The organism is Gordonia sp. 34D (genome assembly GCF_056682775.1).
Genome location: NZ_CM155293.1, coordinates 3,121,116 through 3,142,767, shown reverse-complemented (window position 1 = coordinate 3,142,767; position 21,652 = coordinate 3,121,116). Strand labels below are relative to the sequence as shown.

The following is a 21,652-nucleotide window of genomic DNA, read 5'->3' as shown; positions in this document are numbered from 1 at the left end:
ACTGGGAGTCATGACTTTTCCCGTTCGCGTCGGTGTCCAACTTCAACCTCAGCACGCCCCGGACTACGGGCTGATCCGCGATGCGGTTCGACGCGCGGAGGACGCCGGGGTCGACATCGTCTTCAATTGGGACCACTTCTTTCCGCTGTACGGCGAGCCCGACGGCGCACATTTTGAGTGCTGGACCATGCTGGGCGCGTGGGCCGAGCAAACTTCGAACGTCGAGATCGGTGCCCTCGTCACCTGCAACGCCTACCGCAACCCCGAGTTGCTTGCCGACATGGCGCGGACCGTCGATCAAATCAGCGGCGGTCGACTGATCCTCGGCCTCGGCAGCGGCTGGTTTCAGCGTGACTTCGACGAGTACGGCTACGACTTCGGTACCAAGGGCAGCCGGCTCGACAATCTCGGCGAGTCACTCCCCCGCATTGCGAACCGACTGTCGCAGCTCAATCCGCAACCGCTGCGCGAGATTCCACTGCTCATCGGCGGTAGCGGGGAAAGAAAGACGCTCCGCCATATCGCTACCCACGGCAATATTTGGCATGCCTTCGTGGGCGTTGACTCCTACCGCCACAAATCGGCCGTGCTCGCCCAGCACTGCGCCGATGTCGGCCGCGACCCGGCAGAGATCGAACGCTCGGCCGAGATCCGGTTCGACGGCGACGTTGCCGCGATGTTGAAGTTCGCCGATGACATCACCGCTGAAGGCGTGACCCTGCTGACCGTGGCGACGGGCGGACCGGACTACGACCTGACTGCCGTCGAGGCTCTCATCAAGTGGCGGGACGCCCGCGCGGGCTGACGCCGTCAGTTCCGCTGAGGCAGCGTCGCGGGTGCCGATATAGTCCGATTTCATGACTACCCGCAGGTTCCTCACCCGCACGGCCGCTGCCACCCTTGCCGCGGTTACCTCCCTCAGTCTGCTGGCTGCACCTGCCGCCCAGGCCGGACCGGCGTCGTGCGTACCGTTCGGGACCGCGCAGATCCCGCCGGGCATTCCGTCATCGGGCAACCAAACCGGCCTGAGTAACTTCGGTAGGTACAGCGGTAAGCAGGCACCAAAGCGCGTAGACCTGCGCACCGAGAAGACCCAGTTCAACAAGTACTGGGAGTTCGCACTGGTGTCGGGTCAGCTGATCACGCGGCCACGGCACAGCACCTCGTGGCGCGTGGTGCCGCTGCCGTCGTGCTTGACGGGCAAGCTGGTCGCCATTTCGCTCGACGACGACGAACTCGTCGGCGTCGATCGCGCAGGCTGGATCTACACGATGGACAACGTGAATCAGTCACCGCTGCTGTGGAATTGGACCTCCAGATGGGGCTCCATGCTGTGGATGGGACCGGGCCGCACCCTGCCCGACAATCGCACCGGGGGCTGGGCACTAAGCGTCACGTCCCCGTGGGACAACCGCGTGTACGCCGACGGTGCGGGCCGGATCCACCCGTCCGGGCAGGCCAAGATGACGATGATCCCAGCGCTAACCGGCGACGGCAGTCGGATCACGTACGCCGACCCGTGGCTCCCCAACGACGACAGTTACGAAATCGGCAGCCCGCTCGGCGGCCGGTTCCAGTCGGTCGCGTTGTCCGCGGCGGCGTCGACCACCTTTGTGATGAACCGCTACGGCGATATGTTCACGCGCACCTTCGACTTCGACTCGTCGGGCTCAGATTCGGTCTTTTTCCGGTACAGCTGGGAAAGTCAGGCCGGTAAGCCCAGCGCCACCAACCTGTCGCAGGAAATGGTCGACCGCAACACGGCGGCCGTGCGGCTCCCCGCACCCGACTGGACCAGGCAGCCCAAGATTCCAGGCGAGGTGACCTCGGCGATCACGGTGGTTTCCACCGGACCGGGTGTCGAGAAACGCGAGCTCCGCGTGGAAGGTCGCCGCGACGGCCAGAATGGTTTCTGGCACAAGGATATTCACGCCAAGAACTGGGCATTCACCGCCACCGGGTCGCCGTTGCAGCGCAAGCTGCTGGAGAACTCTGCCGCCGACCGTTCCAGCGAAACCATAGCGCCGCCGAAGCCGTGGAATCTCTACACGACTCTGCCGTCCCGGAGCGCATCGGTCGACGGTCAAACGCTGATCGATATCGGCTTGCCGTACAGCGTCATCGATCCCCGACTGCTCGCCCAAGTTGGCCTCACCGCGGAGCCGTCGTCGTACCGCATCTCGGTCGACAACTTCGATCCTGCGGTCACCACTCGTCAGGCGACGGTAACCACGCGCGACGGCACCAAGATCCCGGTACTCCTGCATACCGCAGACGGCATGCGCATGAGCCCCGGTCACGTTGGCCTCACCAAGACGCCCCGCCATCTCATTGGTGCCATTGAGATCCCGGCGAGCGCCTACCGCGACCGCAACAGCAATCCCGCGCTCAAGGAGTTTGTGAGGACGTGGATGCGGGGGAAGTCGATCGCCGCCATCACCCTGAGCGCCACCAACCACGACCTGGTTATCCGCTGACGTCGGCCAGCGCGGCCTGGGCCGCCCGATACCCGCTCATGCCGTGGACCCCACCGCCCGGCGCGGTGGCCGCCGAGCACAGGTACACGCCGGGGACCGGGGTCGTGTGCGGCCGCAGTGACGGCACGGGCCGCGCCAGCAGTTGGCGCAGACTCGCGGCACCGCAGTTGATGTCGCCACCCACATTGTTTGGGTTGTACGCCGCGAAGTCGACGGCGGTAGCAACCCGCTGATCGACGATAAGGTCGCTGAATCCCGGTGCGCACCTTTCGATTTCGCTGACGATGCGATCGGAGACGTCTACCTCGCAGTTCGCTGGAACATGGCAGTACGCCCACGCCAGATGAACGCCGGCCGGTGCCCGAGACGGATCGAGCCGCGTCGGTTCACCGCCGAGGACCCACGGCCGCTCCGGTAGTTTCCCGGCGGCAACAGCCGCCTCAGTCGCTCGGATCTGAGCCCGGTCGGAGGCAATGTGGAAGGTTCCGGTGGTGCTCAGCGCCGCTGCGGCACGACCGGTCCACGGGATCGGCTCGCGAAGCAGGAAGTCGACTTTGCACACGCCACCGCCGTATCGGAACCGTTCCAGCCGACCGGCATAACGGCGCGGTAGCCGCTCTCCCATGATCGTGGCCAAGGCTCGTGGCGAAACGTCGAACAGCACCTGCCGCGCGGTCGGCAGTTCGCCGAACTCTTTGACATGCCAGTCGGTTTCGAGGCGCCCACCGTGTTCGACGATGATTGCTGCCAGACCATCGGATATCGCCCGTGAGCCCCCGGCCACGACGGGCCATCCCGATTCGATGAGCAGTCCCAGCAAGAGACCGGGCGCGCTCGACCCCGCCGACGTGGTCGGTCGCCCGGCGTGCGCGGCAATCGCCGAGAATGCGGTCCGAGTCCGTTCGTCACGAAACACCGTCCGCACCAGGGCGTCGACCGGAGCCAGTGCCGCCGCACCGAAGCGGGCCATAGTAATTGGATCGGTGGGCCACCCCGGCATCGCCAAGACGTCAGCCGCGACATCGGCCCCGAGACCAACCGTCCGCAGCCAGGCCTTCCCATCAGCGCCGAGTTCGGTCGCCAGTCGGCTTCGATCACGGTGCAGCCCCAGGCCGTCAGCTGCCGAGAAGGCATGTGCGACAGAAACTTCCGGCACCAGCCACGTCAGGCGGTCGGTGAGCCCCAAATCTGTGAAGGCCGCTGACACGTAACCAGTGGGATGCACGGCCGAACAGACATCACGGGCAATCCCCGGCCCGAAGGCGTGATCAGTCCGGGTACCGCCGCCGATCACCGGTGCCGCTTCCACCACCAGCACCGATCGGCCCGCCCGTGCCAACGTCGCGGCGGCAGTGAGTCCGTTGGGACCCGCGCCAACAACGATCGCGTCCCATTCGTTACCCACCGGTCCCCGATCGTCGGCCCAATACTGTCCCGGCCTCAGGCTAAGTTAGGTCCATGATCTTTGCGAGCCTCCGCCGTGGGCTGCCGGCCCGATTCCTCGTTAGTACCGTGGCCGCGTTCGGGATGTTCATCGCCGTCATTTTGGCCGGGGGCGGCTCAGCTCAAGCCCAGGCACCGCTGCGCATGCCCGATCAAGTCGTCGACACCGCGGGCGTTTTTAGCTCCACCGATCACGACAACATCGTGGCTGCCGTCGACAGCCTCTACGACTCCCGCACCGCCCAGATGTGGGTGGTGTACGTCGATTCCTTCGACGGCATGTCCGCCGAGGACTGGACCCTCAAGACCGAGCAACTGAGCGGCCTCGGTAACGGCGACATCATCTTGGCAGTGGCAACCAAAGACCGCGCCTACCAGTTAACCAGCGCCAAGCCGATCGACGGCCTCACCCAGGCCGAACTGGAGGAAATCGGTACCAACACCTTGGAACCGAAGCTGATCAAGGGGCAGTGGGCGGCATCGGCGGTCGACACCGTCCGTGCCATCGAAGCGGCCGCCGGACCGGAGTCCTCGCAGACTGGCGCGATTGTGGCCGGTGCCGTCGGTGGCGTCGCCGTCATCGGTGGCGGCGCTTACCTCGTCAGCCGACGCCGCAAGCGCAAGGCCGAGTCCGCACATCTGGATGCACTCCGGGAAAGTAGCGATTCCCTCAGCGTCGACCAACTGTCCGAACAGCCCCTCGATGTCTTGCACGCGTGGTCGCGAGAGATCCTCACCGACACCGACAATGCCATCAAGACCAGCGCCGACGAGTTGACCCTCGCCATCGACGAGTTCGGTGAGGCCGAGGCCGCCCCATTCACGTCCGCGATGAACACTGCCCAGCAGGCGCTGTCTGAGTCGTTCGCGCTTCGGCAGCGCCTCGACGATGCGATTCCGGAAACTCCCGACGAACAGCGTTCCATGCTGGTGCAGATCATTACCTCGTGCACGGATGCCGATTCGCTCCTCGACGAGCAGGTCGAAGCGTTCGACACGCTGCGCGATCTGCTGATCAACGCCGACGGTCGGCTCAGCGAGCTCACGCGCCGGGTTGTCGAGATCACCTCGCGGCTCCCCCAGTCCGAAGCGCAGCTCAGCGCCCTTACCGACAAGCACGGCGGGGCGGTTATCGCCTCCATCTCGGGAAACCTCGAATTGGCGCGCGAGCAGATCCACTTCGCCGAGGCCAGCATTGATCAGGGTCGCGAGGCAATCGCCCTCCCCGCCGGTCAGCAGGGACCCGTCGTCGCCGACATCCGGTCGGCCGAGGCGGCGCTGGAGGCTGCGGCCAAACTGCTCGACGCCATCGACTCCGCCGACGCGACCATCTCGCGAGCCCGCGGAGGGCTGGCATCCCTGATCAACGAAGTGACCGCAGAAATCACCGAGGCACTCTCGCTCGGAGATCAAGAACTCAACCACCCGGTCCTCGATGTGGCGACCGTGATCGAGAAGGCGAAGGCCGCGGTGGCAGCCGCGACCGCCGATGGCGAGACCGATCCGCTGAGCACCTTCGCGAAGCTGTCGGACTCCGATGCCGAGCTCGATCAGATCCTCGACTTGGCCCGGAAGGCCAGCGAGGAACGTTCCCGCAAGGCCCAGCTCGTCACCAATGCGTTGGAGACTGCCGAGGCAAAGACCCAAGCGGCAGCGGACTTCATCGACACGCGGCGTGGCGGGATCGGCGCGGAGGCCCGCACGCGCCTCGCGCGGGCCCAGCAGCTGGGTTCGGAGGCCGTCGAACTCGCCGACACCAATCCCGATCAGGCCCTCGAAAAGGCCCGCCTTGCGGCCAAGCACGCCGACGAAGCGCTGATGGCTGCGCAGTCTGACGTGGTGAACTGGCAGGCACAGCAGCAGCGCACCAACTCCAACTTCGGTACGTCCATGGGTAACCCCAATGCGGCCATCCTGACCGGCGTTCTGGTCGACAGCGTGTTGCGCGGTGGTATGCGGGGCGGCAGCTTTGGCGGCGGGGGCTTTGGCGGCGGGGGTCTTGGCAGCGGCCGCGGTCGCGGCTACAGCACCGGCGGTCGGAGCCCCGGATCGTTCGGTGGATCGTCGAGTTCCGGTCGTATCGGGACCGGTGGACGCTTCTAACCGACGTGATCCGCGTCATGTTTTAGCGCTAAATTGCCTGTTCGATAGGCCGTGTCCCATTCATCCCCTTTTTATTTAGGTTATCGAAGTATTAGCGTTACGAACTGTGACCGATGACCTTAACGCCGACCTGGTTTCGGGGCTGCGCCATACCGTGACGCGGCTGTACCTGACACTGCGACGGAACGCCCCCGTCAACACACTCAGTGCCGCCCAGTCCTCCGCGCTCGCCGTCCTGATTGATCACGGACCAATGCGGATGGGCGAACTCGCCGAACGTGAATCCATTCGGATGCCGACCGCCACCGCTCTCGTTGACGGCCTACTTCGCGAAGGTTTGGTGTCCCGCGAACCCGATCCGGCCGACCGCCGGGCGGTGGTCGTCAGTCCCTCCGCCAAAGCCGCCCGGATCGTCGACGAAATTCGCTCCAGCCGCGACGACGTCGTTACCCAGGCCATGGCATCGCTCTCCCCCGACCACCGCGCCGCGCTCGCTGCCGCATTGCCCGCGCTACGCGAACTTCAAACTCGAATGGAACTGTCATGAGCACTGAAAACCACTCCCTGATTGGGGTGTTTAAAGGACAACCTCGGACCGTGTGGGTCACCGCGTTCGCGGCTGTCATCGCCTTCATGGGCATCGGCCTGGTTGACCCAATTCTCAACACCATCCGCATCGCCCTCGGCGCTCCCGAAACCAAGCTGACGCAACTGTTCGGTGTTTACATGGGCGTGCAGGTCTTCGCCATGTTGCTCACCGGGTGGGCCGCCTACAAGTTTGGCCCCAAGCGCACCCTGACCACCGGCCTCGTCTGCATCGTCGTAGCGGCGGGAGTCTCGGCGTTCGCCACCAACATCGACCAGCTGATCGCGCTGCGCGTGATCTGGGGTCTGGGTAACGCCCTCTTCATCGCGACCGCGTTGGCGTTCATCGTCGGACAAGCCACCGGCGGTCAGCAAGGCGCAATCTTGCTGTACGAGGCCGCACTGGGTGTGGGCTTGGCCGTCGGCCCCCTGTTGGGTGCCGTCCTTGGTGAATGGACTTGGCGAGCACCGTTCGCGGGCACCGCTCTCCTGATGCTGGCTGGTGCAATCCTTTGTGCCGCAATGCTTCCCGCTGATGGTCCGCGTTCCGAACGGAAGCCGGTGAAACTTCTCGATCCCATCAAGGCCCTCAAGAACCGCGTCCTGCTCATCAACTCGATCGGCGCGGCCTTCTACACCGGTGCGCTGTTTACCGTCATCGCGTGGTCACCGCTCGCCATGGGCTTGCGGCCAATCTATGCGGGCATCATTTTCTTCGGCTGGGGTCTGCTGACTGCCCTGTCGGGTGTGTTCGTCGGGCCACGACTGGCCGAAGCCATCGGCGAACGCTCCGGCGTGATCGTGGCAATTCTCGCCTACCTGGTCACGATGGCTGTCGCCGCCATCGGAGTGATGGACGATCAGGTCTGGATGATCGGTTTGGCCGTCGTTATTTCGGGCATCCCGTCCGGCGTCCTCAATACCCTGTTCACCGGAGTCGCCATGTCTGCGGCCGACGAGTCCACTCCCCGGTCGGTGGCCAGCGCTGGCTACAGCTTTCTTCGCTGGATGGGTGCCGCAGCGTCGGCCATCATGGTCGCCTACATCGCGCAATGGTTTGGCATGGCCGCCCCCTTCTGGTTCGCTGCGGGCTACTGCGCCATCGCTGTCAGCGCCCTGATCCTCGCTGGCAACGGACCCAAGCTCAACGAGCACGAGGTGCCGGCTGAGGCCGCTCTCGTCGGTGCCGAAGAGTTCTAAAGAATCACCCGCGGCGGCACCTGATTCTTAGGCCCAGATTGTCGATTCAAACCCGCCACCGACCCGCTTCGACTTACCCTCGCCCCAAAGGTAAGCGAGCGTTTAGTCGGGAGTGCTGATGAGTGTCAACGGGACCATTGAGCCAAGGTTCGCCCGGCTACGGGAAGCCTTCGAAGAGGAGCTTTCCACCGGGAATGAACTCGGCGGCGCGATCGCGGTCGATGTCGACGGAGACCTGGTCGTCGACCTGTGGGGCGGGTATCGGGACGCAACCAAGCGCCTCCCGTGGGAGCGGGACACCATCGTCAACGTGTGGTCGACCACGAAAGAAGTCACCGCCCTCGCGGTACTGCTGCTGGTAGATCGCGGATTGATCGACCTCGACGCTCCCGTGGCCCACTATTGGCCCGAGTTCGCCGAGAACGGCAAGGACGCCGTCCTGGTGCGGCACCTGATGTCGCACACCTCCGGAGTGAGCGGTTGGGACCGCCCGTGGGAAGTCGAGGACATGTACGACTGGGACAAGTCCATCGCGCAGTTAGCTCGACAAGCCCCGTGGTGGGAGCCCGGAACCGCGTCCGGCTACCACGCCAACAACCAAGGCCATTTGCTTGGCGAGGTGGTCCGGCGCGTTTCGGGCATGCCGTTGAAGGTGTTTGTTGCCGCGGAGATCGCCGGACCGCTGGGGATTGACCTGCAGATCGGTGCCACCGAGGCCGACGATCACCGCATCGCCGAGATCGTCTTTAAGCCGACTCGGCCCATCGACCCCGACAAGGTCGACATGACATCGATAACCATGCGCACCTTCACCGGACCGATTGCCGACGCCGGCTCGGCCAACACCGCGGCCTGGCGGCGCGCCGACATGGGTGCCCTCAACGGACACACCACGGCCCGGGCCCTCGCCCGGGCACTCTCGGTCATCTCTCGGGGGTCCGTTGATGGAGTGTCGTTGTCCCCCAACACCATTGACCGGATCTTCGAGGAGCAGGCAAGCGGCGTCGATCTGGTGCTCGGGGCCCCGCTGCGCTGGGGTATCGGCTATGGCCTGCCCGAACCCGCGACAATCCCCTACCTGCCGACCGACGAGCGCGTGTGTTTCTGGGGTGGCTGGGGCGGATCGCTCACGGCGATGTTCCCCGATCGCGGAGTCACCATCTCCTACGTGATGAACCGAATGGGTCGCGGCGTCATTGGGTCAGATCGGTCGGAACGCTACTACCGCGCAATCCTTGAAGGTCTTGAAAGCCTCAACCGATAGCGTCCCGGCATAGACTCACAGCATGCCTACCGCGTTAATTACTGGAGCCAGTCGTGGCGTGGGTGCGCAGATCGCACGCGCGCTCGCGCCCACCCACGACCTTCTGCTCGGCGGCCGGGGTTCCGTCGAACTGGATGAACTAGCAATGGAATTGGACGGCGCGGTGACCTTCCCGGTCGACCTCACCGACTACGACGCCGTCGAAGCGGCGATGGAAACCATCGGCCCACTCGACGTCCTGGTGCACAGCGCAGGCGTCGCCAGTAGCTTGGAGGCCGTCGCCGATACCCCCGTCGAGGAGTGGCGGTACCTGATGGATATCAACGTGATTGCCGCGGCCGAACTGACGCGGCTTTTGCTGCCGGGTTTGCGTGCCGCGGGCGGGCACGTCGTCTTTCTCAACTCCGGTGCCGGCATGAATGTCCGCCCCAACTGGACGCCTTACGCGGCAAGTAAGTTCGCGCTGCGAGCGCTCGCTGACGGACTCCGTGCCGAGGAACCCGAACTGCGGGTCACCTCGATTTTCCCCGGCCGCATCGACACCGACATGCAACGGGACATCGTGGCACGCGAAGGGACGCAGTACAACCCGGCGAATTACCTGCGGTCGGAGACTGTCGCGGCCGCTGTTGCCACCGCAGTCAATACTCCAGCCGACGCTCATCCCACCGAGATCGTTCTGCGTCCCCGCGTGTCGCGCAATACCTAGCCGTCGGGCGTCGGAACTACTAGACCTGCTTGAGGTCGGTGGGTGCCCAGACGGCGCGCATGCTCTTGATCTTGCCTTCTTCATTGAAGACCATGATGTCGACGGGCGTGATCTCGAACTTCATGCCGCCGGTGCCGGTGACCAGGGAGAACTCGAAGACGGCGGTATCGCCAGCGATCTTGGTCCACTTAAGGTCCGCGTCGCGGCTGTCGAGATTGGTGATGATGCCGTAGAACTCGATCAGCTCTTCGCGGGTGCCGCGGATCGGTGCGCCGATCGGGTCTTCGACGGTCGCGCCTTCGGCGAACAGATTGGCCATATCCTCGGCTGTTCCGCCGTTGAGGCCATCGATGTACGCCTGGACGGTGGCGGCAATCTTGTCCGACAAACCGGTTTCCTGCTGCTCAGCAGTCATTTCTACTCCCTTAATTGGAACACGTTCTAGGCGTGAGAGTAGCAGCCGTCACACCGACGCGCGATGGCGTGGCACGAAGGCGCAGGTGGCAAGATCGACACCATGTCGATTACCCGGTCGCTCCTGTTGTTCGTGCTTGCCGCGTTCGCCGAGATTGGCGGCGCATGGCTCATCTGGCAGGGAGTACGCGAGCATCGCGGGTGGTTGTGGATCGGTGCCGGCGTTGCCGCGCTCGGCATCTACGGCTTCGTCGCCACCCTGCAGCCGGACGCCAACTTTGCGCGCATCCTGGCAGCGTACGGCGGGATATTTATCGCCGGATCGCTGCTCTGGGGAATGGTGGCCGACGGCTACCGCCCCGACAAGTGGGACGTGACGGGCGCCTTGATCAGCCTCGTTGGAGTGGCCGTCATCATGTACATGCCGCGGGCACTGGACGCCTGACGAGAAATAGGCGAGAAGGGGACTACTTCAGTTCTGCGCTGCTCTTCCCCAGTACGCGACGAGCAATAATCAGCTGCTGAATCTGTTGGGTGCCCTCAAAAATGTCGAGGATCTTGGAGTCGCGTGCCCACTTCTCTAGCAGTTCGGTCTCCGAGAACGCCGCCGTTGCACCGATCTCAACGGTTTTGTTGGTCAATTCGTTCACCATGCGTCCGGCCTTGGCCTTCGACATCGACGCCTCGGCCGAGTTCGGCTCCCGGTTGTCGGCCATCCACGCAGCGCGCAGGGTCAGCAGCCACGACGACTCCCAGTCCGATTCCAATCGGATGAACTCCGATACGGCGGCGTGCTGGGCGGCTGCGGGCTTGTCGTAGTCGACCTCGTGGCCAGCGGCCTCCAGCATGCTGCGGAACTCTTCGAGAGCGGCGCGACCAAGGCCCACAGCCATCGCTGCAACCACGGGACGGGTGTTGTCGAAGGTCTGCATGACCCCGCCAAAACCCTTCTTGACCTCGATATCCGGGGTACCCAACAGGTTTTCTGCAGGTACACGGGCGTTCTCGAACAGCACCACTGCGGTGTCCGACGACTTGAGGCCGAGCTTCTCTTCGAGGCGAGCGACGGTGACGCCCTTGGTGTTCATCGGGACCACAAAACTCTTGATTGCGGCGCGACCGATGTTCTTGTCGAGCGTGGCCCACACGACGACGTGGTCGGCACGACTACCGGCGGTCACGAAGATCTTTTCACCGCTGATGACGTACTCGTCGCCGTCGAGGGTGGCGGTGGTGGTGACCGCAGCCGAGTCGGAACCGAAGCTCGGCTCGGTGATCGCCATAGCAGCCCAAACATCGGCGAAGCGCTCGAGCTGCTCGTCGTTGGCGACGGCGGCGATCGCTGCATTGCCCAAACCCTGGAAGGGGATCGACAGCATGAGGCCGACGTCGCCCCAGCTCAGCTCGCGTGCGTTGAGCACCGAGCGCAGGTTGGCTCCGTTGACGGTGTCTTCCCCGCTTGCGGCTCTCTTGTCGGTATCGCGGTCGCCCTTGCGGGATTCCTTGGCAATCTTGCCGAGCTCGTCGAGCTCGGTGGGGTATTCGTGCTCGGCTTTGTCGTACTTGCGGGAGATGGGTCGGAAGATGTGTTCGGCAGCCAGGTGGGCGCGCTCGACCGTGGAATCCAACTTCTCCGGGAGCTCAAGGTTGATAGCCATGTCGGCCACCTTACTACTGAGTAAGTTAAGTTGCCAAGCTCCAGTTTCTACGGTTCACAGCTTTGCTTCGAGGCCATTCGCACGCTCGACTATGGTCGATGGCGATGAATACCCCGGCATCCTCCCGCGCCCCGATCTTCCCTCCGGCCTCCACCGAGCCGCCCAGATCACTCGTTTCGAATGGCCGCTACAACTTCGGCACCTACAACCGGTCCATACCCGAGATCAATTCGCTCGACGCCGCCGGTTCCGGACCGCTGGCCTTCGCCCGCCGCGCAGCCCGCAACACCGCGCTCAAGGAGTGGGAAGCCTTCCAACTCGGCGACGACAACTGGTTCGTTCTCGGTGCGGTCTATAGCGCGAAAAGCCTTGGGCTGCTTCAGGTTCTCGCCGTCAACAAGCACGACGCGACCATCACCCGATGGGAGAGCAAGCTGCCGTCGCCGATGCTCAGCGTCGCGCGGGGACTCGACGACACGGTCTCGCACGGCGAGTTCGGCGGCGTCAAGATCGAGATCGGCAACAACCTGCCCGACGGCGTCTTGACCGTCGACGCCGAGGCCCGCGGCACGGCACGCCGCCCGGAAATGGGTTTGCACGTGACCGGCGACTGCTCCGCCGACAACGCTGGCCACCTGGTCGTGGTGCACCCGTTTGCCAAGAACAAGGCGCTGTACTCGCACAAAGCGATGATGCCCGCGTCGGGTTCGCTCATCATCGACGACAATCGAGTTGGCCTCACCGACGACCGCGGCTACCTCATCCTCGATGACCACCACGGCGACTACCCGCGCCCCATGAAATACGACTGGGTCACCGGAATCCGCCGCAACGATGCCGGTCAGGTCGAAGGTTTCAACCTGACCCACAACCAGATGCTCGATCCTGGCGTCTACAACGAGAACGCCATCTGGATCGGCAACCGGGTGCACCGCTTGCCGGAAATCACGGTGACGCGGCCCGACGGCCCATGGGGCAAGTGGTTTATCCGTGACACGGCCGGTGCCGTCGATGTCACCTTCACGCCGACCGTGCAGTCGACAATGCACGTCGGCCCGCGCAAGGTGCTCGCCGAGTACTACGCGCCTTACGGCTGGTACGAAGGCAACATCCACGCCGAAGACGCGACGTTAAACGTCGACGGCTTCTTCGGCGTGGGGGAGCAGAAGCGGATCACGGTGTAGATCGCGGCGCCCCGACCTGCCGCTCTGCCCTGCTGTCCCGCCCGCCCGCGCATCGAGGAGCCCGTCATCGACCGGGGCATTGTGGCTACAGACGAATAGAAGGCGACCCCGGTCGTTGAGGGCGATTAACAACGTCCGGGGTCCTTCAACTACCAAACACCGACACTAAGAGCCGTGTGAACCCTAGTCTCGGGCGGCTAAGGAACAACACCACAGCGCGCAGCACATTGCGCTCTCCTTAATGCCTATCGGAGCGATGGCGGACGAACACTAATCCACGGCGTAAGTTGCCCTAACGTCGCGGCATCACATTTGTGCGCCGCCATATATCGATAGGAAACTTGTACACGATCGCTTATTAGCGATTTTCGATCTTCACTGCTCAAATCTGATGGATCCGCTACCGCAAGAGTGAGGAAGTTGCGGCCAGCTAATTCCATCCTGCTGCAATATCCAACCACGATCATTCTGCCGACTGGAGGCGTTCCCGCAGACGCCTGGTCAACAATAACTTTGAGGCCGCCCTCGTTCTCGGGAGCTAGCGTGTTGTCCACTGCGGGAGTTCCAAGAGTTCGCTTCGCCTCATCAATCGAACGCCCGATCAGGTCAACAAGATTGACGAGTTCCCATCCCTCGTATTTATCCCCGATTCGCGTCCCAGTCTGCGACTCTTCGCTTGTACTGTGGGAAATAATTCCCATGAGTCTACCAAACACTGTGATCAGTAGAATATATACGAATACCAGCGCAACCACAGTCAGTCCAATCACCCGGACTCGCCTAGTTAGCCGAGAAACATTTGATTGTTGGCTACGTGTGTCGTCAGTCATTCTCATCCCCTCCATTCCAAGTTTGACCCGACTGGTCCGCGGACGGGAATTACGCTGGCAGTAGGAACCCACTGATATGCGGCGTATCTCGAATAGTTTCCCTCACGTTCGGAGACCACATCATAGGTCCACAATTCCCAAACCTGGTAATATGGGAGGATATTCGAGTCTGGAGTACAACATGCTGCTCGGCAAGGTCTCTTCGGATGAAGGCGAGCTGAACAAGCTTCGCCACAATGAAGAATACAAAGCGCTCTTCAAAAAGGGCAGTGATGGAAATTGGACATTGAAGCCCTATGAGGACCTTTCTCCCGCGGCCAAGAAGACTTTGCCGAATAAGGTTCGAAACTTGTATCCCGATAACTACCTGGCAGACATTGAGGCGAAGAGCCGAAAGGGTAAGATCCCAAATTGGGATGACAATCAATAGAATTGGACGCTGATGATACCAGTGCGATACTTGAAAATTATCCTGAGTACCCTATCTGCCCTTCTGGTATCGGTGATGTTGGCGTCATGTGGGAATCAGACGCCAGTTGGTCCTGGTCAGTCGGCCGCCGGTGGAAATCATACAAGGGCGATGAGCTTTGTGTGGGATGATTCGTCAATTCTTCCACTTGGATCTGCAGAGTCAACGTTTACCAGAGCGTTCTTCGAGTCGTCATCTCGAATTATGTTTCCCGTGTCACAGGAGGTGGCGACTTATCCGGGATTTGAGGCGGCCACTGATAACTCGTTCTCATCGGATAGATCGCAGAATGGTCCCCGGATTATGTTGCGGCCAGTCTCCGATACGGGCTTCTCTGGGACGATCTACTTCAAGGTCATCTCTTATGTATCGGAGCAGACGTCGGGACGTGTTGGTGTTTGCCTGCTCGCACAAGGGCTGGGGCAACGCAAGAATGACGCGTTCGCCCGCAACTTTGAACGTGGTGGCGTCCCGTATGAGTTGACTTTTAACCGGGAAGGCCAGACGCCTCAGGTGGATGTAACTGGTGTTGAGAATAGTCCGCTGCGAAACTTCTTTGGAGGATGGCGAGCGATCGACCTTAGAATGAGCGTTTCAAATTCTCACGAGGGAGAGCGCTGTGAATCTGAATACATCGCTCCAGGAATCGACCCGATGGCCGATGATTCTGGCGTGACCTATCAAACTGCTGCCCCGAAAGTTGTGATGCCGTTTCCGGGTTGGCCTCGGGTTTGAACTTGGGTGAATAATTCGGATTAGAACCCCGGGGTCCCCGAGGGCCACCTCGAGACGTGCCGCGATCCTGTTGATTATCGACCCACCAGGACATCGAACTCAGTGAACTCAACTGCGGTCCAACCCAACTCTGTGAACAACAGCGAGCAGCCTGAGAGAGCCACCCATCCGGTTGCACGGCACCCAGGCGCCGCAGCAATTCCTTGCGAGATTAGGGACGGGTAAATCTAACAGCCGCTCCCCTACGGGACGACGTTGACCATTTTGCCGGGGACGAAGATGACCTTCCGGGGCTCGCCGTCGAGTAGGGCGGCGACCTTCTCCTCGGCCAAGGCCGCAGCTACGACCGTCGCCTCGTCGGCGTCGGCAGCAACGGTCAGGCGAGCGCGAACCTTACCCTTGACCTGCACCGGAATCTCGATCGTGTCCTCGACCAGCCAACGCTCGTCGACCTCCGGGAACGGCCCGTGCGCCAGGGAACCCTCGCCGCCGAGACGGCTCCACAGTTCCTCCGCGATGTGCGGGGCCAGGGGAGCGAGCATCAGAATCAACTGCCGTACCGTCTCGCGGGGAGCGCCCTGCGGGTAATTCTTCGTCAGGAAGTTGGTCAGCTCAATGAGCTTGGTACCTGCGGTGTTGGTCCGGAGATTCGCCAGATCGTCGCGGACGCCAGCGATGGCCTTGTGCAGGGCCTTGTTCGCGGCGTCGGACGGTGCCTCATCGGTGACTCGGACGCCGCCGGTCTCTTCGTCGACCACCAAACGCCAGACGCGCTGCAAAAAGCGTTGCGCACCGACGACATCCTTCGTCGCCCACGGGCGTGACTGATCCAGCGGGCCCATCGACATTTCGTAAACACGCAGCGTATCGGCACCGTAGTCCCGGCAAATGTCGTCGGGAGCGACGGAATTCTTGAGCGACTTGCCCATCTTTCCGTACTCCTGCGACACCTCCTGGTCCTGGTACCAGAACTTGCCATCACGCTCGACGACCTCTTCGGCAGGCACGTAGACGCCGCGCGAATCGGTGTAAGCGTAGGCCTGGATCATGCCCTGGTTAAACAGGCGACGGTACGGTTCGCTGCTGGTGACATAGCCGAGGTCAAACAGGACCTTGTGCCAGAAACGCGAGTACAGCAGGTGCAACACGGCGTGCTCGACGCCGCCGATGTACAGGTCGAGGCCGCCGGGGTCGTTCGCGCCGTGAAGCTCGGGGCGCGGTCCCATCCAGTACGCCTCGTTTTCCTTGGCGCACAGGGTTTCTTCGTTCGTCGGATCGATGTAGCGAAGCTGGTACCAGGAGCTACCTGCCCACTGCGGCATCACGTTGGTGTCGCGGGTATAGGTCTGCAGACCGTTGCCCAGGTCGAGCTCGACGTTCACCCAGTCCGTTGCCTTCGCCAGCGGGGGAGAAGGCTCACTGTCGGCGTCGTCCGGGTCGAAGGCGACGGGCTGGTAGTCGGCGACCTCGGGGAGGGCGACGGGCAGCATCGACTCGGGCAGCGCGTGCGGCGCACCGGAGGCGTCGTACACGATCGGGAACGGCTCGCCCCAGTACCGCTGACGGGCGAAGAGCCAGTCGCGGAGCTTGAACTGCACCGTTCCGGTACCGCTGCCGTCCGCCTCGAGGCGTTCGATCATCGCGGCCTTGGCCTCTTCGACGGCGAGGCCGTTGAGGAAGTCGGAGTTGATCAGCGGGCCGTCGCCGGTGAAAGCGGCTTCGGCGATGCCCTCGTCGGAGCCGATGACCTCGATGAGCGGCAGGCCGAACGAGGTGGCGAACTCGTAGTCGCGGGTGTCGTGGGCGGGCACGGCCATGATGGCACCGGTGCCGTAGCCGATGAGCACGTAGTCGGCAATGAACACCGGGACGGGCTGGCCGTTCACCGGGTTGGTCGCGTAGGCACCGGTGAAGACACCGGTCTTTTCCTTATTTTCCTGGCGTTCCAGGTCGCTCTTGGCGGCAATCCCGGCGCGGTAGGCGGCGACGGCTTCCACCGGCGTGGCGGCTCCGCCGGTCCAGCGCTCATCGACGCCTTCGGGCCAGGCCGCGGCGACGATCTCATCAACCAGATCGTGCTCGGGAGCCAGGACCATGTAGCTGGCACCAAACAGGGTGTCGGGTCGGGTGGTGAAGACCTCAATCGGGTCGCTGGCCATACCGCCGTCGACGCCGGGAACCGGGAACTTCACCTGCGCACCGCGCGAGCGCCCAATCCAGTTGCGCTGCATGGTCTTGACCTTCTCGGGCCAATCCAGCAGTTCCAGATCGTCAAGCAGACGGTCTGAGTAGGCGGTAATCCGCATCATCCACTGCCGCAGGTTCTTACGGAACACGGGGAAGTTGCCGCGCTCGCTACGACCATCGGCCGTAACTTCCTCATTGGCCAGCACGGTGCCCAGACCGGGGCACCAGTTGACGAGTGAATTGCTCAGGTACACGAGGCGGTAGTCGTCGAGCACGCCGCGGCGCTCGGCAGCGCTCAGCGCCACCCAGTCACGACCGTCTTCGAGTTCGCGCGTGCCCGCTTCCAACTCTTCAATCAACTCGTCGATCGGGCGGGCCTTGCCCTGCTCGACGTCGAACCACGAGTTGTAGATCTGCAGGAAGATCCACTGCGTCCACCGGTAGAACTCGATATCCGTGGTCGCCACGCGGCGACGTTCGTCGTGTCCCAAACCAAGTCGCCGGATCTGCTCCAGGTAGCGCTCAATGTTGGCTTCGGTGGTGGTCCGGGGATGGGTGCCCGTCTGGACGGCGTACTGCTCGGCGGGCAGGCCGAACGAGTCGAACCCCATCGTGTGCAGGACGTTCTTGCCGATCATCCGCTGATAGCGGGCAAACACGTCGCTCGCGATAAAGCCGAGCGGGTGCCCAACATGGAGACCGGCACCCGACGGGTACGGGAACATGTCCTGCACAAACAACTTGTCTTCTGCGTCTGCCTGCGGACCCGAGAAACCGGTAAAGTCGCCAGCGAGGGGACCGACCGGATTCGGCGCGGAGAACGTTTCATTCTGCGTCCAGAACTCCTGCCAGCGCGCCTCAAGCTCGCCAGCGGTCGCCGCGGTGTAGCGATGGGCAGCCGGATCGGATCCAGAAGGATCGGTCCCGGCGTTCGTCGAATCAACAGAAGTCACTCAACCAGCGTAAATCGTTTACTCGTACCACCCAAAAACCGACCGGGGCCAGAAACCGTTTCGACCTACCGCAATGGGCGTCGTACCATGGCTTTCATGTCTATCGTCTCGGCCGTCGTTGCAGTTCTCACACTCGTGCTCGCCGCGGTGTGGCTCGGTGTCGGAGTTGCCGGTCTGGCCGGGGCGTTGCGTCGCAACCGCTGGGTCGGCGTTCGTTCTGCCGAGACCCTGCGATCGGAAGAGACCTTCGCAGTGGCCAACAAGGTCGCCGCCCCCGGCTTCCTCGGTGCCGCCGCCATCCTCGCCGTCACCGGCGGTATTGCGCTGGCCATCGGGTCGTGGGGAGTGCTGGTCGCGGTGTTCGGCGTCGTCGTCGCCGTCGGCGTGGTGTCGGTCGTAGGCGGAATGGCCTTGCAGGCAGCCAAGGCGGTGCCCGAACCAGCAGGTTGCGGCACCGACGGTGGCTGCTGCTCGCCGGCACCCGCCGGGGATGCGGCCGGCCACGACGAAGCCGCCGCCGCTGCCGACTGCGGCGAGTCCAGCTGCGGCTCGTGCGCCCTGAGCGGCATGTGCCTGTCGTCCGACGACGAGCCGGGCCACGCACCCGCGCAGCACGCGTCTTAGTCGCCGCCATGCGCAAAATTCTCGATCGGTCACCGATCGACGGCTTCGTGCTGTCGATCCTGCTGGCGGTCGTCGTGGCGGCTATCTTCCCTGCCAAAGGCTCCTTTGCCGACATTATGGACTGGGTCGTCGTCGGCCTGATCGCCCTGCTCTTCTTCCTGTACGGTGCCCGTCTGCACCCGCGCGAAGCCCTCGAAGGACTCACGCACTGGCGGCTGCATCTGACGATCTTGGCGTTCACATTTATCGCTTTCCCGCTGGTCGGGCTGGTTTTGAAGCCCGCATTGACGCCCATCATTGGCGAACAGTTGGCTGCGGGCATGCTGTATCTGACGCTGGTTCCATCGACGGTCCAGTCGTCGATCGCCTTCACCTCGATAGCCCGCGGCAACGTGCCGGGCGCCATTGTCAGCGCCTCCGCGTCCAACCTGATCGGGGTTTTCCTCACGCCGGTGCTGGTGGTTTTGCTGATGGGGTCGGAGGCCGGGGTGCACATCACCGGATCGTCGGTCCTGAAGATTGTGCTCGAGATTTTGGTGCCGTTCATCGTCGGACAGTTGTGCCGCCCGCTGATCTCCGGATTCCTGTCGAAGTACGCCGCCCCAACAAAGTACGTGGACCGCAGTTCTATCGTAGTGGTCGTCTACGTCGCGTTCAGTGCAGGCGTGGTCTCCGGGATGTGGTCCATCGTCAGCGCGTGGGATGTAGTGCTGGTCGGGGTGATCTCCACGGCAGTCGTCATCGGCATGCTGGCGTTGACTCAGTGGGTACCGCAGCGGTGGGGATTCAATCGTGCCGACGTGATCGCCATTCAGTTCTGCGGTAGTAAGAAGTCCCTCGCGACCGGGCTTCCGCTCGCATCGGTGATGTTTGCTGCCTCCACGGTGGGCTTCATTGTGCTGCCGCTGATGATCTTCCATCAGATCCAATTGATCCTGTGCTCCATGCTCGCCAGCCGTTACGAGAAGCGGGCCATCGCCGACGGCATCACCTAAGGCCGGACCGAGCCGCCTGATTCTCCGGCCGCTCGGCGTGTTGTGGAACCAGTTCGGGCGGCGCTGCGTCCTAAAGGTATGGATCCCGTCATTGCTTATGTGTTCGGCACCGGCGACGGTGCGCTGTCCCACTGGACCTCACCGGCCGACCTCGACCTGAATGGCGACGGTATCCCCGATGCCGTCGCCCTCGACTTCGACGGCGACGGCCTCCTCGACGACGCCATGTGGGATTCCGACGGCAACGGGACCGCCGACCTGGCCCTCCTCGACCTCGACGACGACGGTCACCGGGAAGCGCAGTTCCGCGACGGTGGCCGCGGGCTGTGGGAAGTCGAGGACCCTGCCGAACACCGTCCGTCCGACCACCGCCGACCGGGCAGCGGGCCGTTCCGGGAGACCTCGCTCGATACCGACGGCGACGGAGTCGACGATCTTGTTCTCGTCGATGCCGATGGAGACGGGTATGCCGACTCTTACCGGGAGAGCACTTCGATGGGATGAAGTTCGGGTTGGGCCGGGCCTTCCACGTGCTCGCCCGATCCCCAGATAGCCCACCCGGCCAGAGCGTAGAGCGCCGATCCCACGATGATGAGCGGCACGCTGAAGCCGGTCGGCGGAATCACGGTCGCAGCGAGGAAGATCGCGGCCACAAAGACGGTGTTGAAAACGGCGTCTTGCACCGCGAACACTTGGCCGCGGAACGAATCGTCAATGTCGCATTGCATCGCGACGTCACCGCAGAGCTTCACTGTCTGCCCGGCGATCCCGATTAGTACGGCGGCAATCAAAACGGGGGCGGCTTTGTTTGTCAGCAGCATGAACTCGGCAACCGCACCCAGCGCCAGCGCCGACGTGATGGTCCCACGACGACCGGCCATCCGGACGAGCACCGGCGTGGTGCCCGCAGCGACGAAGGCACCGATCGCGACCGATGTCCCGATGAGGGTGATGGCGCGAACGTCGGCACCGAGCGAGTCGCCGAGTTCGGTATGGCGGACCAGCAGCAAAAACATCAGGGTGTTGAAGCCGAAGATGAGGCGGTGCGTACCAAGCGCCCCGAGCACAATCGCCACGCTGGGAACGTTCGCAACGGCGCGGACGCCGTGCGCCAACCCCCGGACCACCGCGTATCCGATGGTGTGGCCTTCGCCATCGGGCCGGTCGGGACCAAGTTCTCGGGTGCGGAAACTCGCCGCGATCAGCGCCGCGCCAACGGCGAATACGGCACCGGCCAGCAGCGTTGCCCCCGATCCGCCGTTGTCGGCACCAAAAATCACCCGCAAGACCGCCGACACTCCCGCACCCACTGCGAGCATTCCGGCACCGACCGTGGTGAAGACCGAGTTGATCTCCACGATCAATCGGGGCGGCGCCACGTGGGGAAGACTTGCCGATAGCCCAGACGCCACCAGACGGCTGCACCCGGTAACCAGCAAGGCGCAAAGCAACACCACAAAGTCCGGGCTGTTGGTGCCCATCGCTACCGCCACCAGAATCACCGCCACGGCCCGCAGCAGGTTGACCCACAGCAGCACCCGTCGGCGGTCCCAGTGGTCCAGCAATGCGCCGGCGAACGGGCCTAGCAGCGAATAGGGGAGCAGCAGAACCGCGAAGCCGCCGGCTATCGCCATCGGATCGGTATGTCGATCGGGGTTGAACAAGATCGAGAAGGCCAATGCGGCTTGAAACGCGCCGTCGCTCATCTGGCTCAGCAACCGTACGGACAGCAATCGCATCAGCCCGGGGGCGTGCATCACCGACCGCAAACTGTTCACTCATCGAGTTTACGGCTCATCGAGACTCGGGTGAGGGCGACCGA

General features: G+C 63.3%; 20 protein-coding genes. 14 read left to right on the top strand and 6 right to left on the bottom strand.

From position 1 onward, the window contains the following. Positions 1 to 10 precede the first annotated feature (10 nt). Both AC1L34_RS14570 and AC1L34_RS14565 read left to right on the top strand, forming a co-directional pair. On the top strand, positions 11 to 805 hold the full coding sequence (locus AC1L34_RS14570; protein WP_424322962.1) for an LLM class F420-dependent oxidoreductase: 795 nt from the start codon (positions 11 to 13) through the stop codon (positions 803 to 805). Positions 806 to 857: 52 nt separating this feature from the next. Further along, complete coding sequence (locus AC1L34_RS14565; RefSeq protein WP_424322963.1) at positions 858 to 2,477, top strand: hypothetical protein; 1,620 nt, start codon at positions 858 to 860, stop codon at positions 2,475 to 2,477. On the opposite strand, the gene AC1L34_RS14560 is transcribed toward AC1L34_RS14565, so the two are convergent. Continuing rightward, entirely contained in the window at positions 2,467 to 3,882 is a 1,416-nt protein-coding gene (locus AC1L34_RS14560) for a phytoene desaturase family protein (protein WP_424295931.1), read from the bottom strand. The genes AC1L34_RS14565 and AC1L34_RS14560 overlap by 11 nt on opposite strands. A gap of 53 nt (positions 3,883 to 3,935) precedes the next feature. Between AC1L34_RS14560 and AC1L34_RS14555 the strand changes: the two genes are divergently transcribed. From AC1L34_RS14555 to AC1L34_RS14535, 5 genes are all read left to right on the top strand, one after another. Beyond that, the gene (locus AC1L34_RS14555) at positions 3,936 to 6,023 is read left to right on the top strand and encodes a TPM domain-containing protein (RefSeq protein ID WP_424322964.1); all 2,088 of its coding nucleotides are present in this window, start codon (positions 3,936 to 3,938) and stop codon (positions 6,021 to 6,023) included. Positions 6,024 to 6,129: 106 nt separating this feature from the next. Then, positions 6,130 to 6,570 carry a MarR family winged helix-turn-helix transcriptional regulator gene (locus tag AC1L34_RS14550; protein ID WP_424295935.1) on the top strand — a complete coding sequence of 147 codons (441 nt, stop codon included), beginning with the start codon at positions 6,130 to 6,132 and terminating at the stop codon, positions 6,568 to 6,570. Next, positions 6,567 to 7,808 carry an MFS transporter gene (locus AC1L34_RS14545; RefSeq protein WP_424322965.1) on the top strand — a complete coding sequence of 414 codons (1,242 nt, stop codon included), beginning with the start codon at positions 6,567 to 6,569 and terminating at the stop codon, positions 7,806 to 7,808. Before AC1L34_RS14550 ends, AC1L34_RS14545 begins: the two co-directional genes overlap by 4 nt. Positions 7,809 to 7,926: 118 nt before the next feature. Next, positions 7,927 to 9,072 (top strand): serine hydrolase domain-containing protein, encoded by a 1,146-nt coding sequence (locus AC1L34_RS14540; RefSeq protein WP_424322966.1) that lies wholly within the window; start codon positions 7,927 to 7,929, stop codon positions 9,070 to 9,072. 22 nt (positions 9,073 to 9,094) lie between these two features. Next, on the top strand, positions 9,095 to 9,781 hold the full coding sequence (locus AC1L34_RS14535; protein ID WP_424297181.1) for an SDR family oxidoreductase: 687 nt from the start codon (positions 9,095 to 9,097) through the stop codon (positions 9,779 to 9,781). A 19-nt stretch (positions 9,782 to 9,800) separates the two neighbouring features. Here AC1L34_RS14535 and AC1L34_RS14530 read toward each other — a convergent pair whose 3' ends face one another. Further along, entirely contained in the window at positions 9,801 to 10,196 is a 396-nt protein-coding gene (locus AC1L34_RS14530) for a nuclear transport factor 2 family protein (RefSeq protein ID WP_424297183.1), read from the bottom strand. Between the two features lie 102 nt (positions 10,197 to 10,298). Here AC1L34_RS14530 and AC1L34_RS14525 point away from each other — a divergent pair, with 102 nt between their 5' ends. Then, positions 10,299 to 10,640 carry a YnfA family protein gene (locus AC1L34_RS14525; protein ID WP_424297187.1) on the top strand — a complete coding sequence of 114 codons (342 nt, stop codon included), beginning with the start codon at positions 10,299 to 10,301 and terminating at the stop codon, positions 10,638 to 10,640. A 22-nt stretch (positions 10,641 to 10,662) separates the two neighbouring features. Here AC1L34_RS14525 and AC1L34_RS14520 read toward each other — a convergent pair whose 3' ends face one another. Further along, positions 10,663 to 11,853: an acyl-CoA dehydrogenase family protein gene (locus AC1L34_RS14520; protein ID WP_424322967.1), complete on the bottom strand. Its 1,191-nt coding sequence runs from the start codon at positions 11,851 to 11,853 to the stop codon at positions 10,663 to 10,665. Between the two features lie 98 nt (positions 11,854 to 11,951). Here AC1L34_RS14520 and AC1L34_RS14515 point away from each other — a divergent pair, with 98 nt between their 5' ends. Continuing rightward, positions 11,952 to 13,037 (top strand): DUF2804 family protein, encoded by a 1,086-nt coding sequence (locus AC1L34_RS14515; protein ID WP_480034858.1) that lies wholly within the window; start codon positions 11,952 to 11,954, stop codon positions 13,035 to 13,037. A gap of 245 nt (positions 13,038 to 13,282) precedes the next feature. Here AC1L34_RS14515 and AC1L34_RS14510 read toward each other — a convergent pair whose 3' ends face one another. After that, positions 13,283 to 13,867, bottom strand: coding sequence for a hypothetical protein (locus AC1L34_RS14510; protein WP_424322968.1), 585 nt, complete (start codon positions 13,865 to 13,867; stop codon positions 13,283 to 13,285). A 181-nt stretch (positions 13,868 to 14,048) separates the two neighbouring features. On the opposite strand from AC1L34_RS14510, the gene AC1L34_RS14505 reads away from it, so the two are divergent. Continuing rightward, on the top strand, positions 14,049 to 14,297 hold the full coding sequence (locus AC1L34_RS14505; RefSeq protein ID WP_424322969.1) for a hypothetical protein: 249 nt from the start codon (positions 14,049 to 14,051) through the stop codon (positions 14,295 to 14,297). Between the two features lie 150 nt (positions 14,298 to 14,447). Beyond that, a complete protein-coding gene (locus AC1L34_RS14500; protein ID WP_424322970.1) occupies positions 14,448 to 15,071 on the top strand; it encodes a hypothetical protein in 624 nt (207 codons plus the stop codon). Positions 15,072 to 15,313: 242 nt separating this feature from the next. Here the strand turns inward: AC1L34_RS14500 and leuS are convergent, their stop codons facing one another. Further along, a complete protein-coding gene (gene leuS, locus AC1L34_RS14495; RefSeq protein WP_424322971.1) occupies positions 15,314 to 18,211 on the bottom strand; it encodes a leucine--tRNA ligase in 2,898 nt (965 codons plus the stop codon). 96 nt (positions 18,212 to 18,307) lie between these two features. Between leuS and AC1L34_RS14490 the strand changes: the two genes are divergently transcribed. The 3 genes from AC1L34_RS14490 (at position 18,308) to AC1L34_RS14480 (ending at position 20,334) form a co-directional block, all read left to right on the top strand. After that, a complete protein-coding gene (locus tag AC1L34_RS14490; protein WP_424322972.1) occupies positions 18,308 to 18,835 on the top strand; it encodes an SdpI family protein in 528 nt (175 codons plus the stop codon). An 8-nt stretch (positions 18,836 to 18,843) separates the two neighbouring features. Further along, complete coding sequence (locus tag AC1L34_RS14485; protein ID WP_424293814.1) at positions 18,844 to 19,830, top strand: bile acid:sodium symporter family protein; 987 nt, start codon at positions 18,844 to 18,846, stop codon at positions 19,828 to 19,830. Positions 19,831 to 19,908: 78 nt separating this feature from the next. Then, entirely contained in the window at positions 19,909 to 20,334 is a 426-nt protein-coding gene (locus AC1L34_RS14480; protein ID WP_424293815.1) for a hypothetical protein, read from the top strand. Here AC1L34_RS14480 and AC1L34_RS14475 read toward each other — a convergent pair. After that, a complete protein-coding gene (locus tag AC1L34_RS14475; protein ID WP_424293816.1) occupies positions 20,307 to 21,608 on the bottom strand; it encodes an MFS transporter in 1,302 nt (433 codons plus the stop codon). The two genes, AC1L34_RS14480 and AC1L34_RS14475, sit on opposite strands and share 28 nt — an antisense overlap. Positions 21,609 to 21,652 lie beyond the last annotated feature (44 nt).